This is a genomic window from Caldicoprobacter guelmensis (genome assembly GCF_016908415.1).
In the GTDB taxonomy this organism is placed as follows: Bacteria; Bacillota; Clostridia; order Caldicoprobacterales; family Caldicoprobacteraceae; genus Caldicoprobacter; species Caldicoprobacter guelmensis.
The window spans coordinates 304,089-320,423 of record NZ_JAFBDW010000002.1 but is presented as its reverse complement, the minus strand read 5'-3'; the positions used below and the strand labels follow the sequence as shown (position 1 = coordinate 320,423).

At 44.1% G+C, this 16,335-nt stretch carries 22 protein-coding genes, 7 tRNA genes and 2 pseudogenes; 8 read left to right on the top strand and 23 right to left on the bottom strand.

Annotated features, from left to right (window positions below):
* Positions 1 to 11: 11 nt before the first annotated feature.
* The 17 genes from pyrF to JOD02_RS04075 form a co-directional block, all read right to left on the bottom strand.
* Positions 12 to 953 carry an orotidine-5'-phosphate decarboxylase gene (gene pyrF / locus JOD02_RS04155; protein ID WP_204487193.1) on the bottom strand — a complete coding sequence of 314 codons (942 nt, stop codon included), beginning with the start codon at positions 951 to 953 and terminating at the stop codon, positions 12 to 14.
* Positions 954 to 1,088: 135 nt separating this feature from the next.
* Positions 1,089 to 2,375 (bottom strand): dihydroorotase, encoded by a 1,287-nt coding sequence (locus JOD02_RS04150; protein ID WP_204487191.1) that lies wholly within the window; start codon positions 2,373 to 2,375, stop codon positions 1,089 to 1,091.
* On the bottom strand, positions 2,362 to 3,297 hold the full coding sequence (locus JOD02_RS04145) for an aspartate carbamoyltransferase catalytic subunit (protein ID WP_204487189.1): 936 nt from the start codon (positions 3,295 to 3,297) through the stop codon (positions 2,362 to 2,364). Before JOD02_RS04145 ends, JOD02_RS04150 begins: the two co-directional genes overlap by 14 nt.
* 140 nt (positions 3,298 to 3,437) lie before the next feature.
* Positions 3,438 to 4,010 (bottom strand): bifunctional pyr operon transcriptional regulator/uracil phosphoribosyltransferase PyrR, encoded by a 573-nt coding sequence (gene pyrR, locus JOD02_RS04140; protein ID WP_394355734.1) that lies wholly within the window; start codon positions 4,008 to 4,010, stop codon positions 3,438 to 3,440.
* Positions 4,011 to 4,172: 162 nt separating this feature from the next.
* The gene (locus JOD02_RS04135) at positions 4,173 to 5,102 is read right to left on the bottom strand and encodes an RluA family pseudouridine synthase (protein WP_204487185.1); all 930 of its coding nucleotides are present in this window, start codon (positions 5,100 to 5,102) and stop codon (positions 4,173 to 4,175) included.
* Positions 5,103 to 5,112: 10 nt separating this feature from the next.
* Positions 5,113 to 5,574 (bottom strand): signal peptidase II, encoded by a 462-nt coding sequence (lspA, locus tag JOD02_RS04130; protein WP_204487183.1) that lies wholly within the window; start codon positions 5,572 to 5,574, stop codon positions 5,113 to 5,115.
* Between the two features lie 95 nt (positions 5,575 to 5,669).
* The gene (locus JOD02_RS04125; RefSeq protein ID WP_204487181.1) at positions 5,670 to 6,068 is read right to left on the bottom strand and encodes a TraR/DksA C4-type zinc finger protein; all 399 of its coding nucleotides are present in this window, start codon (positions 6,066 to 6,068) and stop codon (positions 5,670 to 5,672) included.
* 15 nt (positions 6,069 to 6,083) lie between these two features.
* Positions 6,084 to 6,392 carry a DUF5665 domain-containing protein gene (locus tag JOD02_RS04120; protein ID WP_204487179.1) on the bottom strand — a complete coding sequence of 103 codons (309 nt, stop codon included), beginning with the start codon at positions 6,390 to 6,392 and terminating at the stop codon, positions 6,084 to 6,086.
* A gap of 100 nt (positions 6,393 to 6,492) precedes the next feature.
* Positions 6,493 to 6,969, bottom strand: a complete 477-nt coding sequence (locus JOD02_RS04115; protein ID WP_204487177.1) for a DivIVA domain-containing protein — start codon at positions 6,967 to 6,969, stop codon at positions 6,493 to 6,495.
* Positions 6,970 to 7,006: 37 nt separating this feature from the next.
* The gene (locus JOD02_RS04110; protein WP_204487175.1) at positions 7,007 to 7,312 is read right to left on the bottom strand and encodes a YggT family protein; all 306 of its coding nucleotides are present in this window, start codon (positions 7,310 to 7,312) and stop codon (positions 7,007 to 7,009) included.
* Between the two features lie 11 nt (positions 7,313 to 7,323).
* Positions 7,324 to 7,806, bottom strand: coding sequence for a cell division protein SepF (locus JOD02_RS04105; RefSeq protein ID WP_204487173.1), 483 nt, complete (start codon positions 7,804 to 7,806; stop codon positions 7,324 to 7,326).
* A gap of 24 nt (positions 7,807 to 7,830) precedes the next feature.
* Positions 7,831 to 8,514, bottom strand: coding sequence for a YggS family pyridoxal phosphate-dependent enzyme (locus tag JOD02_RS04100; RefSeq protein WP_204487171.1), 684 nt, complete (start codon positions 8,512 to 8,514; stop codon positions 7,831 to 7,833).
* Positions 8,515 to 8,521: 7 nt separating this feature from the next.
* Positions 8,522 to 9,733, bottom strand: coding sequence for an HlyD family efflux transporter periplasmic adaptor subunit (locus JOD02_RS04095; RefSeq protein ID WP_204487169.1), 1,212 nt, complete (start codon positions 9,731 to 9,733; stop codon positions 8,522 to 8,524).
* 112 nt (positions 9,734 to 9,845) lie between these two features.
* Positions 9,846 to 10,265, bottom strand: a complete 420-nt coding sequence (locus JOD02_RS04090) for an ATP-binding protein (protein ID WP_243426345.1) — start codon at positions 10,263 to 10,265, stop codon at positions 9,846 to 9,848.
* A 118-nt stretch (positions 10,266 to 10,383) separates the two neighbouring features.
* Positions 10,384 to 11,145 carry a sigma-70 family RNA polymerase sigma factor gene (locus JOD02_RS04085; RefSeq protein WP_204487165.1) on the bottom strand — a complete coding sequence of 254 codons (762 nt, stop codon included), beginning with the start codon at positions 11,143 to 11,145 and terminating at the stop codon, positions 10,384 to 10,386.
* Positions 11,146 to 11,151: 6 nt separating this feature from the next.
* Positions 11,152 to 11,544 carry an ATP-binding protein gene (locus JOD02_RS04080; RefSeq protein ID WP_204487163.1) on the bottom strand — a complete coding sequence of 131 codons (393 nt, stop codon included), beginning with the start codon at positions 11,542 to 11,544 and terminating at the stop codon, positions 11,152 to 11,154.
* Positions 11,544 to 11,861 (bottom strand): STAS domain-containing protein, encoded by a 318-nt coding sequence (locus tag JOD02_RS04075; protein ID WP_204487161.1) that lies wholly within the window; start codon positions 11,859 to 11,861, stop codon positions 11,544 to 11,546. The genes JOD02_RS04080 and JOD02_RS04075 overlap by 1 nt, the downstream gene beginning before the upstream one ends.
* A 146-nt stretch (positions 11,862 to 12,007) precedes the next feature.
* Between JOD02_RS04075 and JOD02_RS04070 the strand changes: the two genes are divergently transcribed.
* The 8 genes from JOD02_RS04070 to JOD02_RS04035 all read left to right on the top strand — a co-directional run bounded on the left by JOD02_RS04070 (position 12,008) and on the right by JOD02_RS04035 (position 13,672).
* Positions 12,008 to 12,084: transfer RNA gene (locus JOD02_RS04070), tRNA-Pro, on the top strand.
* 6 nt (positions 12,085 to 12,090) lie between these two features.
* A tRNA-Glu gene (locus tag JOD02_RS04065) sits at positions 12,091 to 12,165 on the top strand.
* A 27-nt stretch (positions 12,166 to 12,192) separates the two neighbouring features.
* Positions 12,193 to 12,268, top strand: a tRNA-Ile gene (locus tag JOD02_RS04060).
* Between the two features lie 8 nt (positions 12,269 to 12,276).
* A tRNA-Asp gene (locus tag JOD02_RS04055) sits at positions 12,277 to 12,353 on the top strand.
* Positions 12,354 to 12,359: 6 nt separating this feature from the next.
* Positions 12,360 to 12,435: transfer RNA gene (locus tag JOD02_RS04050), tRNA-Phe, on the top strand.
* Between the two features lie 5 nt (positions 12,436 to 12,440).
* Positions 12,441 to 12,525 (top strand) — tRNA-Tyr (locus JOD02_RS04045).
* A 22-nt stretch (positions 12,526 to 12,547) separates the two neighbouring features.
* Positions 12,548 to 12,634 (top strand) — tRNA-Leu (locus JOD02_RS04040).
* An 84-nt stretch (positions 12,635 to 12,718) separates the two neighbouring features.
* Positions 12,719 to 13,672 (top strand): tyrosine-type recombinase/integrase, encoded by a 954-nt coding sequence (locus JOD02_RS04035; RefSeq protein ID WP_204487159.1) that lies wholly within the window; start codon positions 12,719 to 12,721, stop codon positions 13,670 to 13,672.
* A gap of 98 nt (positions 13,673 to 13,770) precedes the next feature.
* Here JOD02_RS04035 and JOD02_RS04030 read toward each other — a convergent pair whose 3' ends face one another.
* From JOD02_RS04030 to JOD02_RS04005, 6 genes and pseudogenes are all read right to left on the bottom strand, one after another.
* The gene (locus JOD02_RS04030; protein WP_204487149.1) at positions 13,771 to 13,911 is read right to left on the bottom strand and encodes a hypothetical protein; all 141 of its coding nucleotides are present in this window, start codon (positions 13,909 to 13,911) and stop codon (positions 13,771 to 13,773) included.
* A 462-nt stretch (positions 13,912 to 14,373) separates the two neighbouring features.
* Positions 14,374 to 14,592 (bottom strand): annotated as a pseudogene (locus tag JOD02_RS04025) (transposase domain-containing protein); the annotation flags it as partial.
* A gap of 148 nt (positions 14,593 to 14,740) precedes the next feature.
* Entirely contained in the window at positions 14,741 to 15,052 is a 312-nt protein-coding gene (locus tag JOD02_RS04020; protein ID WP_204487147.1) for a hypothetical protein, read from the bottom strand.
* A gap of 45 nt (positions 15,053 to 15,097) precedes the next feature.
* Entirely contained in the window at positions 15,098 to 15,235 is a 138-nt protein-coding gene (locus JOD02_RS04015) for a hypothetical protein (protein ID WP_204487145.1), read from the bottom strand.
* Between the two features lie 458 nt (positions 15,236 to 15,693).
* Entirely contained in the window at positions 15,694 to 15,876 is a 183-nt protein-coding gene (locus JOD02_RS04010; protein ID WP_204487143.1) for a hypothetical protein, read from the bottom strand.
* A gap of 80 nt (positions 15,877 to 15,956) precedes the next feature.
* Positions 15,957 to 16,270, bottom strand: a pseudogene (locus tag JOD02_RS04005) (IS21 family transposase); the annotation flags it as partial.
* Between the last annotated feature and the right edge of the window lie 65 nt (positions 16,271 to 16,335).

The window sequence follows — 16,335 nt, the reverse complement described above, 5'->3', positions numbered from 1 at the left end:
TATTTTTAAAGTTACCATGGTTTAACACCCTTATTTGAAAGTGCGGCTTCAATTTCTTCCTTCATTCGCAGCACTTCAGCCCGCGCAGCGTCGGCAAAGCGCTCTGGAGGAAACTTCTCCTTCCAGGGGCTTCTTTGATAGGCACATATCACGCTTCGTGAAGCGTTGATTACAGCACCCAAGCCATGTTCATCAAAGCCACTCATCACATCCTGGATGCTACCACCCTGGGCTCCATAGCCCGGTATCAAAAAATACGTGTTGGGCATCTCACGCCTGAGCTCCTCAAGCTGTCGTGGATAAGTAGCCCCTATAACGGCACCCACACGGCTATAGCCTTTTGCCCCTATGAGCTCTCTTCCCCATTCCACCACCTTTTCAGCCACCTTGTTGTATAGCCTTTTCCCTTCAACCGGCAGGTCCTGAAATTCCCCTGATGAGGGATTTGAAGTTTTAACCAGCACAAATATCCCTTTATTATAATCTTTGCAGGCCTTTATAAACGGTACTACGCCATCGGTACCCAAATAGGGATTAACTGTCACAAAGTCCAGATCAAAGGCTGGCATTTTAGTGCCATTCAGGGGTGTCTCTCCAAGATAAGCACATGCATAGGCCTCGGCAGTAGAGCCGATATCATTTCTTTTAACGTCGCCTATGACTATAAGGCCCTTTGATTTTGCGTACTGTGCCGTAAGCCTGAAGGCTTCAATCCCCGACGGGCCATACATCTCGTAATAGGCTATCTGTATCTTAACGGCAGGGACATACTCGTATACCGCATCTATGATGGCTTTATTGAACTCTAAAATGGCACAAGAAGCTGCTTCAAAAGGCGACCCTCCTGTACACCTTTCAACCACATGATTGGGCACATACTCCAGTCGAGTGTCAAGTCCCACTACCGTAGGATTTCTCTTGTCAATAACCTTTTCTATGAGCTCATCTATCATTGTGTTCACCTCGCATTTATTTAACTTCCTACATTTACTGCAAACCTGAAATTACACTCGGTATTTTGGTTTCTTCAAAATTGCGAATTTAAATATTCACCATCACAATCTGCAATAGCAGTTTAACCAAAATAATCACAGGATTACTTGCCCATCCTTCACGACCACTCTGCCATCCACGATGGTGTAAATGACCCTCCCCTTTAACGTATGGCCATGGAAAGGCGAATTTTTTCCTTTGGAATAAAATTTGGAGACATCGACAGTGTATTCCTTATCGAGGTCAACCACTATTATGTCTGCAAATTTCCCAACCTGTATGGTCCCCGCATCTATATTCAAAATCTCGGCCGGCCTTTTGCTCATCTTTTGCACCAGTTCTACCATCGAAAGAATCCCAGTCTCGACCAAATTGGTATAGGCGAGCGAAAAAGCCGTCTCAAACCCTGATATGCCGTTTGCAGCCAGGCTGTACTCCACCTCTTTGTCGTCACGATGGTGAGGTGCGTGATCGGTGGCGATGATATCGATGGTCCCATCTTTCAACCCCTCTTTTATAGCCTCCACATCGTCATCGGTACGTAGCGGAGGGTTCACTTTAGTATTGGCATCATACCCATCCACCCACGCATCGGTTGCTGAGAAGTAGTGAGGAGCGGTCTCGCAGGTAACCTTCACTCCCCTTCTCTTTGCCTGGCGAATGACCTCCACCGAGCCTCTGGTGCTCACATGTGCGATGTGTATTGGGGCATCCAGCGTCTCAGCCAGTATAATGTCCCGTGCCACCATGACTTCTTCTGCAGCCCGGGTTATACCCTTGAGCCCTAGCACCGTGGACATATATCCCTCATTCATGACGCCGTCTCCCACAAGCGACAAATCCTCACAGTGGGAAATTACAAGCATATCAAGCCCTTTAGCGTACTGAAGAGCCAACCTCATCAGCTGCGAATTCATTATAGGCTTGCCATCATCCGACAGCGCTACCGCCCCTGCCTCTTTAAGCTCGCCCATCTCTGTAAGCTCTTCACCTTTCTGACCCTTTGTAACAGCGGCTATGGGATGGACCTTGACCACGCCTTTAGCCATAGCCATCGATTTTATATAATTTACCATAGCCGCATTATCTATGATGGGATTGGTATTGGCCATGCATGCAACGCTGGTAAAACCTCCTGCAGCAGCGCTCCTTGTCCCAGAACTTATATCCTCCTTGTATTCATACCCTGGCTCCCTTAAATGACAGTGAGCATCAACCAGTCCCGGCAGCACCCATTTGCCCGTGGCGTCAATCACCTCAGCCCCCGAAATTTCTATATTCTCCCTTACATCAATTACCTTACCTTTGTCTATCAATATATCGGCTTTATAGGGCTTAGAGGAGATTCCATCTATCACTACCCCATTTTTAATACACAGCATCTTGATTCCTCCCCATCAAGAGATATAGAAGCGCCATGCGGACCGCCACTCCGTTTGTCACCTGTTGGTTGATTACAGACTGCTCTCCGTCCACCAGCTCGGAGGCTATCTCCACCCCCCTGTTTACCGGGCCGGGGTGCATGATCAAAGCATCTTTGGCGGCAAGCCGTATGCGTTCCTCGGTTATGCCAAACAGCCGGGTGTACTCTCTCAATGAGGGTAACAACCCTTTTTGCTGGCGTTCCTTTTGAAGTCGTAGGCCCATGACTACATCAGCATCCTTTATCGCCTCTTCAACCTTGTAAAAGACTTTAACTCCCATCTTATCGATGTCAGGAGGCATAAGAGTAGGGGGTCCCGCCACTCTGACTTCGGCTCCCATAGTTGTAAGTCCCCATATATTGCTGCGCGCCACCCTGCTGTGTAGTATATCTCCTATTATAGCCACCCTTAAACCATCTATAGCCCCCTTTTTTTCCTTCATGGTAAACATGTCAAGCAGCGCCTGGGTTGGATGTTCGTTGATCCCATCACCAGCATTGATAACCGAGGCCGATACATGCTTTGCTAAAAGATGAGGGGCACCCGACATCGGATGGCGAATGACGATAACGTCAACTCCCATGCTTTGAATGGTTTTCCCCGTATCAATTAAACTTTCTCCTTTGGCAACGCTGCTGGATGAGACAGCTACGCTGGCCGTGTGTGCTCCTAGATACTTGGCCGCAAACTCAAACGAAAACCGCGTCCTGGTACTGTTTTCATAAAACAGCGTTACCACCGACTTGTTCTGCAGAAGAGACGACTCTTTAGAGCCGCTCAAGAGGAGGGATTTCATCTCTTCAGCCGTTGTCAGTATTTCCTCTATCTCGACCCTACTCAATCCTCTGAGCCCTAGCAAATCCTTTCGCTTTAGTGCCATTATCTCACCTGCCAAATTTTAGAATTTATTTCTTTTTATAACCTGTGACGTAAAAAAAGCCTTGATAGAAGGCTATCAAGGCATGTAAAATCCTGTACAATTCCCTTGACAGCCTCACAGGACTGTATTAAAGGGAATTTTTAAGGTTCAGCTATGATTACTTTGTTCATACCATCAATCTCACTCACATATACGTACACCTTTTCGTTTTTAGAGGTGGGAACGTTTTTCCCTACATAATCTGCCCTTATAGGTAATTCGCGATGGCCCCTGTCCACTAAAACCGCAAGCTGGATGGCTTTGGGCCTACCCAAATCAATCAGAGCATCCATGGCCGCCCGTGCCGTTCTTCCCGTAAACAACACGTCATCCACCATTACCACTATCTTGCCATTCACATCAAATGGAATATTGGTACTGTTGACTATCGGTTGTTCTGGTTGCAAGGATAAGTCATCACGATAAAGGGTTATATCCAACATCCCAACGGGAACTTCCTGGCCCTCGTATTGCTGTATCTTTTTAGCCAGTCTCTGCGCCAACGGCACTCCCCTTGTCTGTATACCCACCAGTACCACGTCCTCGATACCCTTATTGCGTTCTATGATTTCATGAGCTATCCGCGTAAGCGCCCTATTCATTGCCGTTTCATCCATAATCAGAGCCTTTTGAATCAAGTGAAATCTCACCCCTTTTATTACAAAAAAAGACATCTCACCGATCGGTAAGACGTCTTCGCTCTTTCATATAATTCCAGATGTAATTTTCCGCGCTGCCTACCCAACACCTTACCGACCTCACAGGATCGATTTAAAGGCCTCATCACCGATTTTTTATAGTATAACATAGTCACCTAGAGGTTGTCCATACCTTTTTCAATTTTTCGCATAATCTTTCCGTAAAATGCTGAGCAAGTTTTCAAAGTATTCTGGCAATGGAGCCTCAAACTCCATATACTCTCTAGTGGAAGGGTGGATAAGCCCCAGCTTCTTTGCGTGTAATGCCTGCCCCTTTAAATCAAATTTTTGTTTTCGAGAGCCGTAAACGCTATCACCCACCACAGGATGGCCTATGTAAGCCATGTGTACCCGTATCTGATGGGTTCGGCCGGTCTCAAGCCTGGCTTCAACAAGAGTGTATTCGCCAAACCGTTCAAGCACCTTAAAATGGGTAATAGCCGGTTTGGCAGTAGGCCCACTCACTACCGCCATTTTTTTGCGATTAGTTGGATGGCGCCCTATAGGGGCATTTATAACACCCTTATCCTCTTTTATATTTTTTTCCACAATACACCAGTAAACCCTTTTTAAAGTCCTATCCTTAATCTGCTGTGCCAGATTGCGATGGGCAGCGTCATTTTTTGCAACCACCAGCAGCCCAGAAGTATCTTTATCCAAACGGTGGACAATTCCCGGCCGAATCACGCCGCCAATCCCAGACAATTCGTCACAAGAATACAGCAGGGCGTTGACCAGCGTACCCGAATAATTCCCTGGAGCGGGGTGTACCACCATCCCCTGAGGCTTATTGACCACCACTATGTCATCATCCTCATACACTATATCCAGTTCCATGGGTTCCGGCTCAAGGGATATCTCCTTCGGTGGCGGTATGGTAACATCTATTACACAACCAGGCTTTACCTTGAAATTGGGCTTGACTTTTTGACCGTTTACCAATACAAACCCGTCTCTTATTAACTTTTGAATGTACGAACGCGAATGCTCTGAAATCTTTTCGCTTAAAAATACATCTATTCTCTTTTTATCATCTTGGTGCTCGATTTCAAATCTCAAATTTTCCATAGGCAAACACCTAATTGAGTCGCCTTTCTTTCTTGTTTGCAATAAATAAAACGTAATAAGCCAGCAACATGGTACCAATGACCACACATGAATCGGCCACATTGAAGACTGGATAATCGATAAGTATAAAATGAAGCATGTCTACCACATATCCCAGGCGCAGCCTATCGATTAAATTGCCTATAGCTCCGCCCAGTATCATGGAAAGCGCAATGGTAAACACTATGCTCTCTTGCTTGCGGGCAAACAGGTAATATGCTATTACCACGCTCGTCACTACCGTTAAGGCTATAAAAAACCATCTCTGGTTTTGTAGGATGCCGAATGCAGCACCCCTGTTTTCCACATAGGTAAAATGAAATACATTCTGTATCAAAGGAACAGAACCCATTGACTTGAGGTAAGTCTTGGCAAGATATTTGGTAACCTGATCAAGGACCACTATGAAGGCCACTATAAATATCTGTAGCATGGTGCTCCCCTTCCATCCAGTTATTTAAAAACCGTATTACATTATAGCATAATGGGAAGCACATTTCATAGCAGTTTCACAGTAATTTTCGGGAATCAAGCCCAGTTGGTGTCAATTTGCTCTTCAGCCTCATTTTTCTGGCAATTAATACAAAGCTTGGCAGTTGGATATGCATCTAAACGTTCAAAACCTATTTCTTTACCGCAATATAGACATATCCCATAGCTGCCTCTCTCTATCATTTGAAGGGCATCGCGTATATCGCCCAGGTATTCTAGTTGGTGGTTGCGCAATGAGACATACTTCTCCTGTTCAAAAGTTTCAGTTCCTAAATCAGCAGGATGATTGTCATATTTTGACAACTCCTCTATGCTGTTCCCTATGGAATCGTCTATACCAAAGTTGTTCTTCTTAGACTCGTTAAGCATAGACTCCACCTTTTTATACTCTTCTAGCAGCTTTTTCCTAAGGTATTTGATTTCGTAATCCTTCATGGACCTTTTTCCCCCTCACAGGTGTTGTTTTACAATTTTTACTATTTCCGCTATAAATCCGCCTATTATGGGCAAATTCTCATTAGCTAACCGAGTCAAGAAATACAGAGCGACCGCACCAAGGAGGGTAAACCCTACAGCCATACCAAACCCTCTTGCCAGACCGGCTATAAAATTTGTCCTTATAACCCTCCAAGTATCGTTCAGGTATTCAACGTACTCTCCAAATTTCATCTTTTCAAGCGTCCTAGCAATTTCCTCTATTTTTGAATAAGCTTGCTGGTCGCTTGACCTTCCGCTGTTTGCTCCACTATCCCTTCCCATGCTGCACCATCTTCCCAAAAAACATAAAAGGGGATACTTAAACTAAGTATACCCCTTACGATACTTTTTATCCTTAAACAAATTGAGAATCGTTATGACTTTAAAAATCAGGCTGACCTTCAACAGACGGCAATTCTGTTTCCCTCTCTATAGTTTTAAGATATTCCTGTAAGAGCGTTTTAAATCTGGTCTTGAATATCTCCACCTGTTTTCTGGTTTCTTCATATTCCATTCGTATCTTCAACACCTGCTCATTGGCATCCTGTATAATCTTCTGTGCCTTGTGTTCAGCTTCTTTGATAATCAGCTCGGCGTTTTTATGTGCCGATGCCGTCACCTCTTCTGCAGTTTTTTGTGCTGTAACTAACGTCTCCTTCAGGGTATTTTCCATGGATTTGTAATATTCCAGCTGCTCCTTTAAAAGGCCTATGCGCTCTTTAAGCTCAAGGTTTTCTTTATACAGCCTTTCAAAATCCTGCACAACCTCATCCAGAAATTGATCCACCTCATCTTCGTCATAGCCCCTAAAGCTCCTGGAAAATTCCTTATTGTGGATATCCATAGGCGTCAACGGCATAATAATATCCTCCTCCTCTTAGATTACCACAAAAACGTCAGTAAGGCATTGCCCTGTACTTTAGAAGATTTTCGACAACCTCTATGATTTGCTGCACAACCATTATCGCGAAATAAGCAAGAAGCGGCGAAAAATCTATAGGAAATCCCGAGGTATTCAACCGATCAGTCAGCCTGCGAAACGGCCTCACAACAGGTTCGACTATTCTCATAACAAAAGAGCGTATAGGATGAGTCGGATCCACAAACCACGACATAAGGGCATTGATGACAATCAACCACGAAAGTACGTTCAAAAACCAGCGTATGCCCCTGAGTACATATATGATTGCCCAGTATGCCAATGCCATTCCCCCTATTCTGTCTGTTCTTCCTTTATGTTTGCCAGCGTATAAAAGCTTTTACCTTTCAATTCTTCCGGAATATTGCCCACTATATCGATATTGCTAGGTGCCAATACAAATATCCCCCTTGACACCTTTTGAATTGTCCCATCAAGGGCATACACTGCTCCGCTTATAAAGTCAAGCACCCTTTGAGCCAATGCCGTATCTAGCGCCTCTAGGTTAACCACAATAGGCTTCCTGCTTTTTAGATTGTTAATAATAGTCTGCGTATCTTCAAATGAAGTAGGCTGATATATGACCACTTTTACATAAGATGATGTATGTATATTTACAACTTTGCCTTTCTTTTGTCTCGACCAAAACGACGGCTCCTCCAGCTCTTTTAAGTCCTGCTCTTCCATTTCGGATTCACTAGCCTCAGGATCTTCTTCTATTACATTCTCCTCCAACCCAATCAAGTTCAAAATCTTATTAAACAGACTGTTTCCCATAAAAATTCCTCCCTTTCTCTGAACCTATCTTTCCCCAAATATCGCTCTGCCTATCCTCACAATATTAGCACCTTCTTCAATGGCAACTTCGAAATCATTAGTCATACCCATAGAGAGGTATTCCATATCTATATGGTTATATTTCCCCTCCTTTATCTTCTCAAACAGCTCCTTCAGCCGCGCAAAGTAAGGGCGCACAGACTCAGCATCTTCCGATAACGGCGCTATGGTCATCAGCCCCTTTACCCTTATATGCTCAAACGGTTCCAACTGCTCAATAAAGCTTTCAACTTCCTCCTCATAGATGCCTGACTTTGTAGCTTCTTTTGATACATTAACCTGTATCAAAACAGGCACAACCCTATTAACTGCCGCTGCTCGCTTGTCCAGCTCCTTCGCAAGCGATAAGCGATCAAGCGAGTGTATCAAATCCACCTTGTCGATTATATATTTCACCTTGTTTGTCTGTAGCGTCCCAATCAAATGCCTCTTCACATCAACAGGAATAAACTCATGTTTTTTCACAAATTCCTGTACCCTGTTCTCTCCAATATGGCATATACCAGCATTTATGGCCTCCATTATCCTTCCTACATCCACCGTTTTAGTAACAGCCACAATAGTAACACTTTCAGGAGATCTATTGGCTTTGTGGGCAGCCTCAGCAACTCTCTCCATTACCTTTTTTACATTATATTGTATGTCCATTGCCACATCACCTCTCAATGCGGACTTTGGCATGAAGCTCTAGCTGCTTGCGTTCCCCTTTCTCGGAAATTATAGCATTTTCCCCATCAGAAGCCATCGTTTCTACCGGAACAAAAACCTCTACATCCTCCCCAACCACTCTTACCCCTTTTTCTCCACGCCGAGTAACAACAGCGCCGGCAGGCACCATAAACCCCTGAAAATTTTTACTTATCTCCACCTTCGCACTCCTTTTGCTGATAAAATCCTCAACCTTTTCATTAAACTCTACCACCACAAGTGTTTCCCCTTTTCCATGGGCAATTCGATGTATCCTCCCTTTAATGGTCTGCACCTGAGAGCCTATAAAAGTCACATCAACTTCTTGACCTTCTGCATAGTTGATTTTCGGATTCGATATTAGGCACGCTGCGTACCACTTACCGGGCTGTACAATTTTGAAAAACGGCTGATCGGCTTTTACCTTCTTCCCGCCATCTGCTTGTTCCACCACACCTTTCTCATAAAAGCTCTTGAAATCCTCTATTGTAATCTCATCTACTGCTTTTGTACCCAGAATATTCTCCATACCATCCAAAGAGAAGCTTATTATGCCCGACTCAGGAGCCACCAGCTCCACCTTCCACTCTTCCAGTTGCTTATTGAGGGTTTCCTCTTCCTTGTAAAGCCGTTCAAGATAAGGGTCGGACTTCATCTTTTGCCCCAGTACCTTTTGCCGACTGGAAAAAAGCAAACGAAGCTTCTTCTCGTAGTCATCTAGCCTGTCTAACTGCAAATCCCTTACTGCCACCTGGATAGACGCCACAGTACCTGCAATATCCCTCTCGACCTTTTCCAAATCTTTATTGATGAGCTCCTGCACTATATTTTCCTGCTGGTAAAGCAATATTTTCTCCTGCACGTTATAGAGCTGGTACATCAGTTCTTCCTTGTAATTGGCTTTATATAACACAGCTACCGGTGCTTCTTTCTGCACCGATTCGCCCTCGGCTACCAAAAAGTTAACACGCCCATAATCTGGAGCATCATATACCTTTTCCTGCCTGATTAACAGAGCATCGCCTTTATCCTTCAGCAATATTTCTCCATACTGCACTATACCATAAACCGGCGCACGAGTTGAAGCGCTTATGAGGTAATGACAGCCTATTATAACCATACACAAAAAAACAAAAAAGCGAAAGCGCACCCTTCTTCTGCCAATCACAAGGCCCTTCATAATTTCAATCCCTTCAAAGTTATTCTACTACATTTTTTATTTCTACGCAAAACAAAAAAATCCTCCAAAAACAAAAATATTCTGATTGTAGACAATCAGTTTAAATGCCCTGTTATGATTTTATGGACTTCTTTACACTAATCCAACTACCATTCTTGCTGAACTTTATGTCATCGCATATGCTCTGTACTATTTTAAGCCCTCTACCCCTCTCTAAAAACAAAAAAGAATCACAGGGAAAAATACCCCTCTCTATCTTCTTGTAATTAAACCCCTTCCCCTGGTCCCTTATACATATGGATACGGTAGTATCATCCAGCGCATGGACAATCACGGTAAGAATTTTATCTTCATAACATTTGTTCCCATGAACTATCCCATTGACAATCAGCTCATTGATTATGAGTCGAAATTCGTAATCTTCTTCCTCCTCTAGATGATGCCATGCCTCTATACACTCCATTATTTCCTTTACCAGCCCTCTGACCATCTGCGGATTGGCCCCTACAATTTCCTTTTTGTACAACAACATCACCGGCACTACCCCCAAAAACATCGCTGCTTAGATTCCATTCCTACAATTATATAACTACCCTTCTTTATAGCGTTCAAACAAAACAATTGTCACCATTTTTATATAAAGCAATCTGTCAAAGGCTGTTTTTAAACATGTGTTTGAGTTTCCTCAAAATTTTTCGCTCCAGCCTTGAAACATACATCTGTGACACGCCCATCTCCTCTGCTATATCTTTTTGGCTTCGCTGGTTATAAAAACGTTCGTATATGACCTTTTTCTCTACATCATTTAGCTTGTCCATGATACTGTCGATAAAATCCTTATTCTCAATCTTGATGTAACCATCTTCCTCATGGCCTATTACAGCCGACAGGTCAGTCTCATTATCTTCATCTATATAATAATCCAGCGAAAGAGGATTTGCCTTTTGGTTAGATTCCATCAGCTCCAAAACTTCTTCAGTGTCCACATTCAAATACTCAGCCAATTCTTCTGGCTTGGGAGAACGCCCAAGGGAAACCGAAAGCTGCGCTCTAGCCTCATCCAATTTTTTGAGCATCTCGTTTTCCTTTCTAGGCAACCGTATCATTCTACTTTTGTCACGGAAATAGTTTTTTATCTCTCCAATTATGGTGGGAGTTGCAAAGCTTGAAAACTTATAACCTTTGCTTATATCATAGCGTTCCAGTGCCTTTATCAAAGCCAGCGAAGCCACCTGATACAGGTCATCGTAATCAATACCCCGATTAGCAAACTTCTTTGCTATTATTTCAGCAATATATAAATATTTCTGTACCAACAGGTTTCTCAGTTTTATATCCCGAGTCTCGCAATACTCCTTAAGCAGAGCTTCTAAATTTTCAGCACCTGATTTTGCAGATGTCTGTACACTCATCAAAAACTAACCCCCAAATTTCTTATACATCTTTATACCCTTTAAAAATCCGCTATCGCCCACTTTCTCTACCCTATCCATCAGAGATTCCATTATGTAGAAGCTGAGCTCCGATTGCTCATTTTCACATAACACTGCATCCCGATGTATGGCTTCAGACGCTGAAATGTCGATCCAAATACCCTCCTCTTTGTCCACATTAAATTCAAGCTCCAACCATTTTACATTTCTGCTATGATTCATCATAAAAATCCCTGCTTCAGACACCGCCAGCTTTATGTCCTCAATCTCATCCACATCAAATCCGGCCCTACTGGCTACAGCTGAAGTAGTTAACCGTATAACCAACATATACTCAGGCTTTGCCGGTACCCTCAAATAAACGCTATCCATATTCATTATTCCTGCACCTCTATTAAAAATATTTTGTCAAGTCCAGTAATTGTAAAAATTTTCTTAATGTAGGGTTTCAAATTCTTTAAGGATATACTGCCGTTGTTGTCCTTCACTCTCTTTAAAACGCCTATCAATACGCCCAACCCGGTACTGTCTATATATTTAAGGTCCCGGCAATCTATAACTATGCTTGAGTTATGCTGGTCCAAAAGCCTGTAAAGTTCCTCCTTTAACTGAGGAGCGTTGTATACGTCCACTTCTCCTGAAAGAGAGACCTCCCAAACGCTCGTAGCAGGATTGTAATTATGAGTTATGTTCATATCAACCATCTCCTTCTTTGCAAAGTATAGACGTTCGTGTGTAATTATACCATATCGAGTCAACAAAATAAAATTTTTTTCCTCTTGACAGAATAATTTAAATGCTGTATATTAATACTTGCTTTCAGATTGCAAAGCAACAGAGTCGGGGTGTGGCGCAGTTTGGTAGCGCACGTGCTTTGGGAGCATGGGGCCGGGGGTTCAAGTCCCTCCACCCCGACCAGAGAGTGGCCCCTTGGTCAAGTGGTTAAGACACAGGCCTTTCACGCCTGTAACAGGGGTTCGAATCCCCTAGGGGTCACCAAAAAAATAAAAATAGAGAAAGGAAGATGGGCCTTTAGCTCAGCGGTCAGAGCAGCCGGCTCATAACCGGTTGGTCCGGGGTTCGAATCCCTGAAGGCCCACCATAGAATATGGCCCGGTAGTTCAGATGGTTAGAACGCTAGCCTGTCACGCTAGAGGCCGAGGGTTCAAGTCCCTTCCGGGTCGCCAATACCAGCCTCGGTAGCTCAGTTGGTAGAGCAGCGGACTGAAAATCCGCGTGTCGGTGGTTCGATTCCGCCCCGAGGCACCAAGCGTGGAGGGGTGCCCGAGTGGCCAAAGGGGGCAGACTGTAAATCTGTTGGCGCAGCCTTCGGTGGTTCGAATCCATCCCCCTCCACCAAAATATAAAATGAAAATAGCGTGCGAAAGTGGTGGAATTGGCAGACGCGCTAGATTCAGGGTCTAGTGGGCTTCGGCCCGTGGGGGTTCGAGTCCCCCCTTTCGCACCAGCCTAGAAAATACTGCATTTGAATAAATTTTAGCGGGTTAACCTCCTCAGAAAAATCTAGTGTTACTGAGGAGGTTATGTTTTTATGGGTAAAAACACTAAAAACATTAACTGTCTCGACTTGTTAAATGAATTCCTCTTTGCCAAACAAGCGGATGGAGTCTCCGAGGAAACAATTAAGAATTACCGTTATCACGCTATTACTTTCCTCAAGTTCATCAGAGCAGACAAAAAACCGGTGGATTATGAGACAATACACCAAGGCATCATTCGCTACTTCAGCCAACCATTTTCTGCAGGCTACAGAAACATCAAACTTCGCCATCTAAAGGTCTTTTTCAACTGGTGTGTGAGAGAGGGTTACCTACCCACCAACCCTGTGGAGGGTATAAAGAAAGCAAAAGAAGATTTTTCTAACATCCGCCATGCCCCGCTTGAAGACCTGCACAAGCTCCTCAAACAGCCCGACCAGCATACCTACACAGGTTTGCGTGATTACTGCTTAATGCTCGTCCAACTGGACACAGGCGCAAGACCCAGCGAACTTTTTCGAGTCAAGCCAAGCGATTTGAATTTAACCGCCCGTGAGCTGTACATACGCCCTGAAGTTTCAAAAACCTGTGTTGGACGTACGTTAATCCTCTCGGTTTTCACAACCCAAGCCCTGGTGAGATTCCTCAAAGTACGCCCACAGTGGTGGGGTAGCGACATACCGATTTTTGCTACAGAGACTGGTAAACCATTAGACCGCTACCAATGGGCTTACAAGGTACGCAAATACTGCCAACAAGCAGGTGTGAAGGTAACGCCCTATGGTTTGCGCCACAGCTTCGCCATTGAATTCCTCAAAGCAGGTGGTGACCCGTTCAGCCTCCAGCGCTTATTAGGGCATACCGACCTCACCATGACAAGGCGCTACATCAGGCTTTCACAAGACTACATCAAACAAGCCCATGAGAAGGCTTCACCCGTGCAAAAGCTCCAGAACATGAGCAAAAGAGCACCAAGGCGTTTAAACAACACCCAATTAAACGCTTAAAGCAAATCGAGTAGGAGATAGGTGATTATTTCACCTACCGTCCTCTCACATCACCGTACATACCGTCCGGTATACGGCGGTTCGTTAGAATTGATGTACTACTGCACATCGTTTCTTCCATCTCTTGACGCCGTCAATACACTATGCGCTTCCACTGTCCCCTGAGATTCCATCTCCTCCTCCAGTGGATAGCCCCCTTTCGAGGTTGTCTGCAGTCTTCGCATATCGTCCGAGTACATTAGACTTCCAAAACCTCCTAACGTTCAGCCCTTCCCTATCTCCTATTTCGGATAAGTACTATGGCCTCTGCTGACTTCTCAAGACTCAGCCATACATCACTGCATGGGTTGTCATTTCAAAGTTCATTTCCACGAATATCCTTGAGACCTCCCCTGGTAAGAACGATAACTTTCATCTCGTATATCTGCCAGATTTACTGTATGGGGTTCGGGTAGTGTTGGACTTCGTTTTGTTATGCAAACTCGTCCGCCCCAATTCAGCCTCTTATCTGGTTCGTATTCCTCAGACCGAGATTTTGCCTTCCGCTTCCTTAAGATTCCACCTCACGATGGACACCCTTGCGGTTCAGCTAGTGGTTCCCACTACCAAGCTCACAGCGGACTTTCACCGCCTAGTTATCGCCCATGCCGGGCGCACGTAAAAGCAATCCCCACCCTGCTTAAGGTAGGGATTTTCTACCTCTACTTTACCCTGCAACAATCCGGCAAACTTGTTGACCATGATAAAACCTCGTCTAGCGCTTCCTTATCCTCTATATCCATATTCGGCAGCTTCTCAAATAAATACTTCAAATATTCAAATGGATTTAACCCATTCTCTTTGGCAGTCTCAACTATACTGTAAATCATTGCGCTGGCCCTTGCACCCTTCGGCGTATTGTTGAATAGCCAGTTCTCTTTCTGCCTTCATATCCATCTACATGCAAATACATTTTAAATCTCTCCAAAAAAGAAACAAAAAACTTCTGCTCGCACATTTTTAGGTGTACTCTATTTGACGCTTACACAAATTGTATTTTACTGCGCCTACCGTAAACGGCAGTCATTTTTATTTCCCACCAGGCCAGGTGGCCAGGACGTTGCACTCGTGTCTCCTGCTTTTTGGGGCGATTTCCCGCATTTCATTGCAGGCCTTAACGAAATTCGCCACGTCCTCTTCAGTTAACGGTGGAGGTGCATCCTCAACAATAGTGTATCCTTCTATGGTGTTTGGAACGCTCTGCCATACATCACTGGCTTTTTTAAATCCTTCAGGCAGCCTGCCGGCAAAAACCATATCCAGACGTACGCCGCCTTTTCGGCATTTAATAGCAGCAGGGCGGTAATTCCCCATCAAAAAAGTAATCCTATCCTTGCCCATCCGGACTCCACGTCGGCATCTACTGCAGGCAGTGCATCCCGACTTTTATTTACCTCGTATAGCTGTACCATGTCCGTTATTGGGTCTTTTTGCGGCAAGTCCCATTTCTTCTACAAACCGCTGGAACTTCTCTTTTAGCTCCAGCGCAACTCTTACACTCCATGTAGTATCACCCCTACCCACTACCTCTCCCTTTCACTTTTTGTCTATTATATCACAACATGGACAATACTGTAATATACGCTATATTTGCAATGTATATATAAATGTATATACAACTTTTATAACTTCAAGAATTTCATCGTTTTTTTGCTGAAAACTGTCATCCCTGTTTTTTATTTTTTGTCAATTTGGACTTATAACGCTCTTCTTTACACAAGGGATATATTATATTTTTGCCGGTACATCATAAACAACGAAAATAAAGCCGTTTTAGTGCGTTTCAGAAGTATTTCTGTTGAAGAGGTTGTTCTCCTGTACCCCGAGAGGGTATGTCAGGTGTCTCTTGTGAAGAGAAGTAGTGACTGACCTTCTGTTGTTAAGACACCAGTCACCGAAGCCTAAAGCCGTGGTATTTCTGGGAACAACAATCGGCTATTTAATAAGGCCTTATGGACAGTCCGGGAAGCTCTCAGTATCTACTATACCTCTTTCTCGCCCTGCAGCTGTGATTTCAGATATTCTGTAAATTTCAGCTCAAGCAGTGCGTTTACTTTTTTCATATTCGCTCCTGACGGCAAGCACTGCGCAATCTTTTCCCAGCCTGGCTTTCTTCTCCAGTTCAGTTTCTTTTTCTTGCTATAACGGAAATTTACTGGAAGCATTTTTGCTCATCTATAGGTTGTCTACATCTCCCTTCAGAAATGTCGCATCTAATTTCCAATAGAACTTTTTTGTTAATAGGCCTGTTGTTCCCATCAACAAGTATTACAGTTTTCATCCTGTCTGCAAACACTATATCAGTTACTCCACCAAAATATTCAAATCCGTGAATGAGGCAGCAAATGAAAGTATGGATATTGCAGCGGTTTGTAAATTCCATATATATGGGCTCTAGAGTCCCCCAACATCATGACGAAGATATAAAGTTTACGCACCTGGCCAGCTTCCTTTAGCAATGTAGGTATATTTTCCCCAGTCAATCTAGGCTTGTTGGCCGGGGTTAGTTTCATAGTGGTGCACACCAGGAACTTGTCTAGGAGGCCTAAACGGTGACACAATTTAATTAAGCTGATTAACCGTGAAATAACCGAGGAAGATTTGCTTAAAACAAGATTGCTTTG

Excerpts from the sequence above, each read along its gene's own strand:
- JOD02_RS04035 (WP_204487159.1), top strand. The coding sequence starts at position 12,719 with ATGGGTAAAAACACTAAAAACATTAACTGTCTCGACTTGTTAAATGAA.
- JOD02_RS04075 (WP_204487161.1), bottom strand. The coding sequence starts at position 11,861 with ATGAACATAACTCATAATTACAATCCTGCTACGAGCGTTTGGGAGGTC.
- JOD02_RS04105 (WP_204487173.1), bottom strand. The coding sequence starts at position 7,806 with ATGGGAAACAGTCTGTTTAATAAGATTTTGAACTTGATTGGGTTGGAG.
- JOD02_RS04100 (WP_204487171.1), bottom strand. The coding sequence starts at position 8,514 with ATGGACATACAATATAATGTAAAAAAGGTAATGGAGAGAGTTGCTGAG.
- JOD02_RS04135 (WP_204487185.1), bottom strand. The coding sequence starts at position 5,102 with ATGGAAAATTTGAGATTTGAAATCGAGCACCAAGATGATAAAAAGAGA.
- JOD02_RS04095 (WP_204487169.1), bottom strand. The coding sequence starts at position 9,733 with ATGAAGGGCCTTGTGATTGGCAGAAGAAGGGTGCGCTTTCGCTTTTTT.
- pyrF (WP_204487193.1), bottom strand. The coding sequence starts at position 953 with ATGATAGATGAGCTCATAGAAAAGGTTATTGACAAGAGAAATCCTACG.
- JOD02_RS04030 (WP_204487149.1), bottom strand. The coding sequence starts at position 13,911 with ATGTACTCGGACGATATGCGAAGACTGCAGACAACCTCGAAAGGGGGC.
- JOD02_RS04020 (WP_204487147.1), bottom strand. The coding sequence starts at position 15,052 with ATGGGCAAGGATAGGATTACTTTTTTGATGGGGAATTACCGCCCTGCT.
- JOD02_RS04115 (WP_204487177.1), bottom strand. The coding sequence starts at position 6,969 with ATGCCGTTGACGCCTATGGATATCCACAATAAGGAATTTTCCAGGAGC.
- pyrR (WP_394355734.1), bottom strand. The coding sequence starts at position 4,010 with ATGTCTTTTTTTGTAATAAAAGGGGTGAGATTTCACTTGATTCAAAAG.
- JOD02_RS04125 (WP_204487181.1), bottom strand. The coding sequence starts at position 6,068 with ATGAAGGATTACGAAATCAAATACCTTAGGAAAAAGCTGCTAGAAGAG.
- JOD02_RS04120 (WP_204487179.1), bottom strand. The coding sequence starts at position 6,392 with ATGGGAAGGGATAGTGGAGCAAACAGCGGAAGGTCAAGCGACCAGCAA.
- JOD02_RS04085 (WP_204487165.1), bottom strand. The coding sequence starts at position 11,145 with ATGAGTGTACAGACATCTGCAAAATCAGGTGCTGAAAATTTAGAAGCT.
- lspA (WP_204487183.1), bottom strand. The coding sequence starts at position 5,574 with ATGCTACAGATATTTATAGTGGCCTTCATAGTGGTCCTTGATCAGGTT.
- JOD02_RS04010 (WP_204487143.1), bottom strand. The coding sequence starts at position 15,876 with ATGCTTCCAGTAAATTTCCGTTATAGCAAGAAAAAGAAACTGAACTGG.
- JOD02_RS04090 (WP_243426345.1), bottom strand. The coding sequence starts at position 10,265 with ATGTTGTTGTACAAAAAGGAAATTGTAGGGGCCAATCCGCAGATGGTC.
- JOD02_RS04080 (WP_204487163.1), bottom strand. The coding sequence starts at position 11,544 with ATGAATATGGATAGCGTTTATTTGAGGGTACCGGCAAAGCCTGAGTAT.
- JOD02_RS04150 (WP_204487191.1), bottom strand. The coding sequence starts at position 2,375 with ATGCTGTGTATTAAAAATGGGGTAGTGATAGATGGAATCTCCTCTAAG.
- JOD02_RS04145 (WP_204487189.1), bottom strand. The coding sequence starts at position 3,297 with ATGGCACTAAAGCGAAAGGATTTGCTAGGGCTCAGAGGATTGAGTAGG.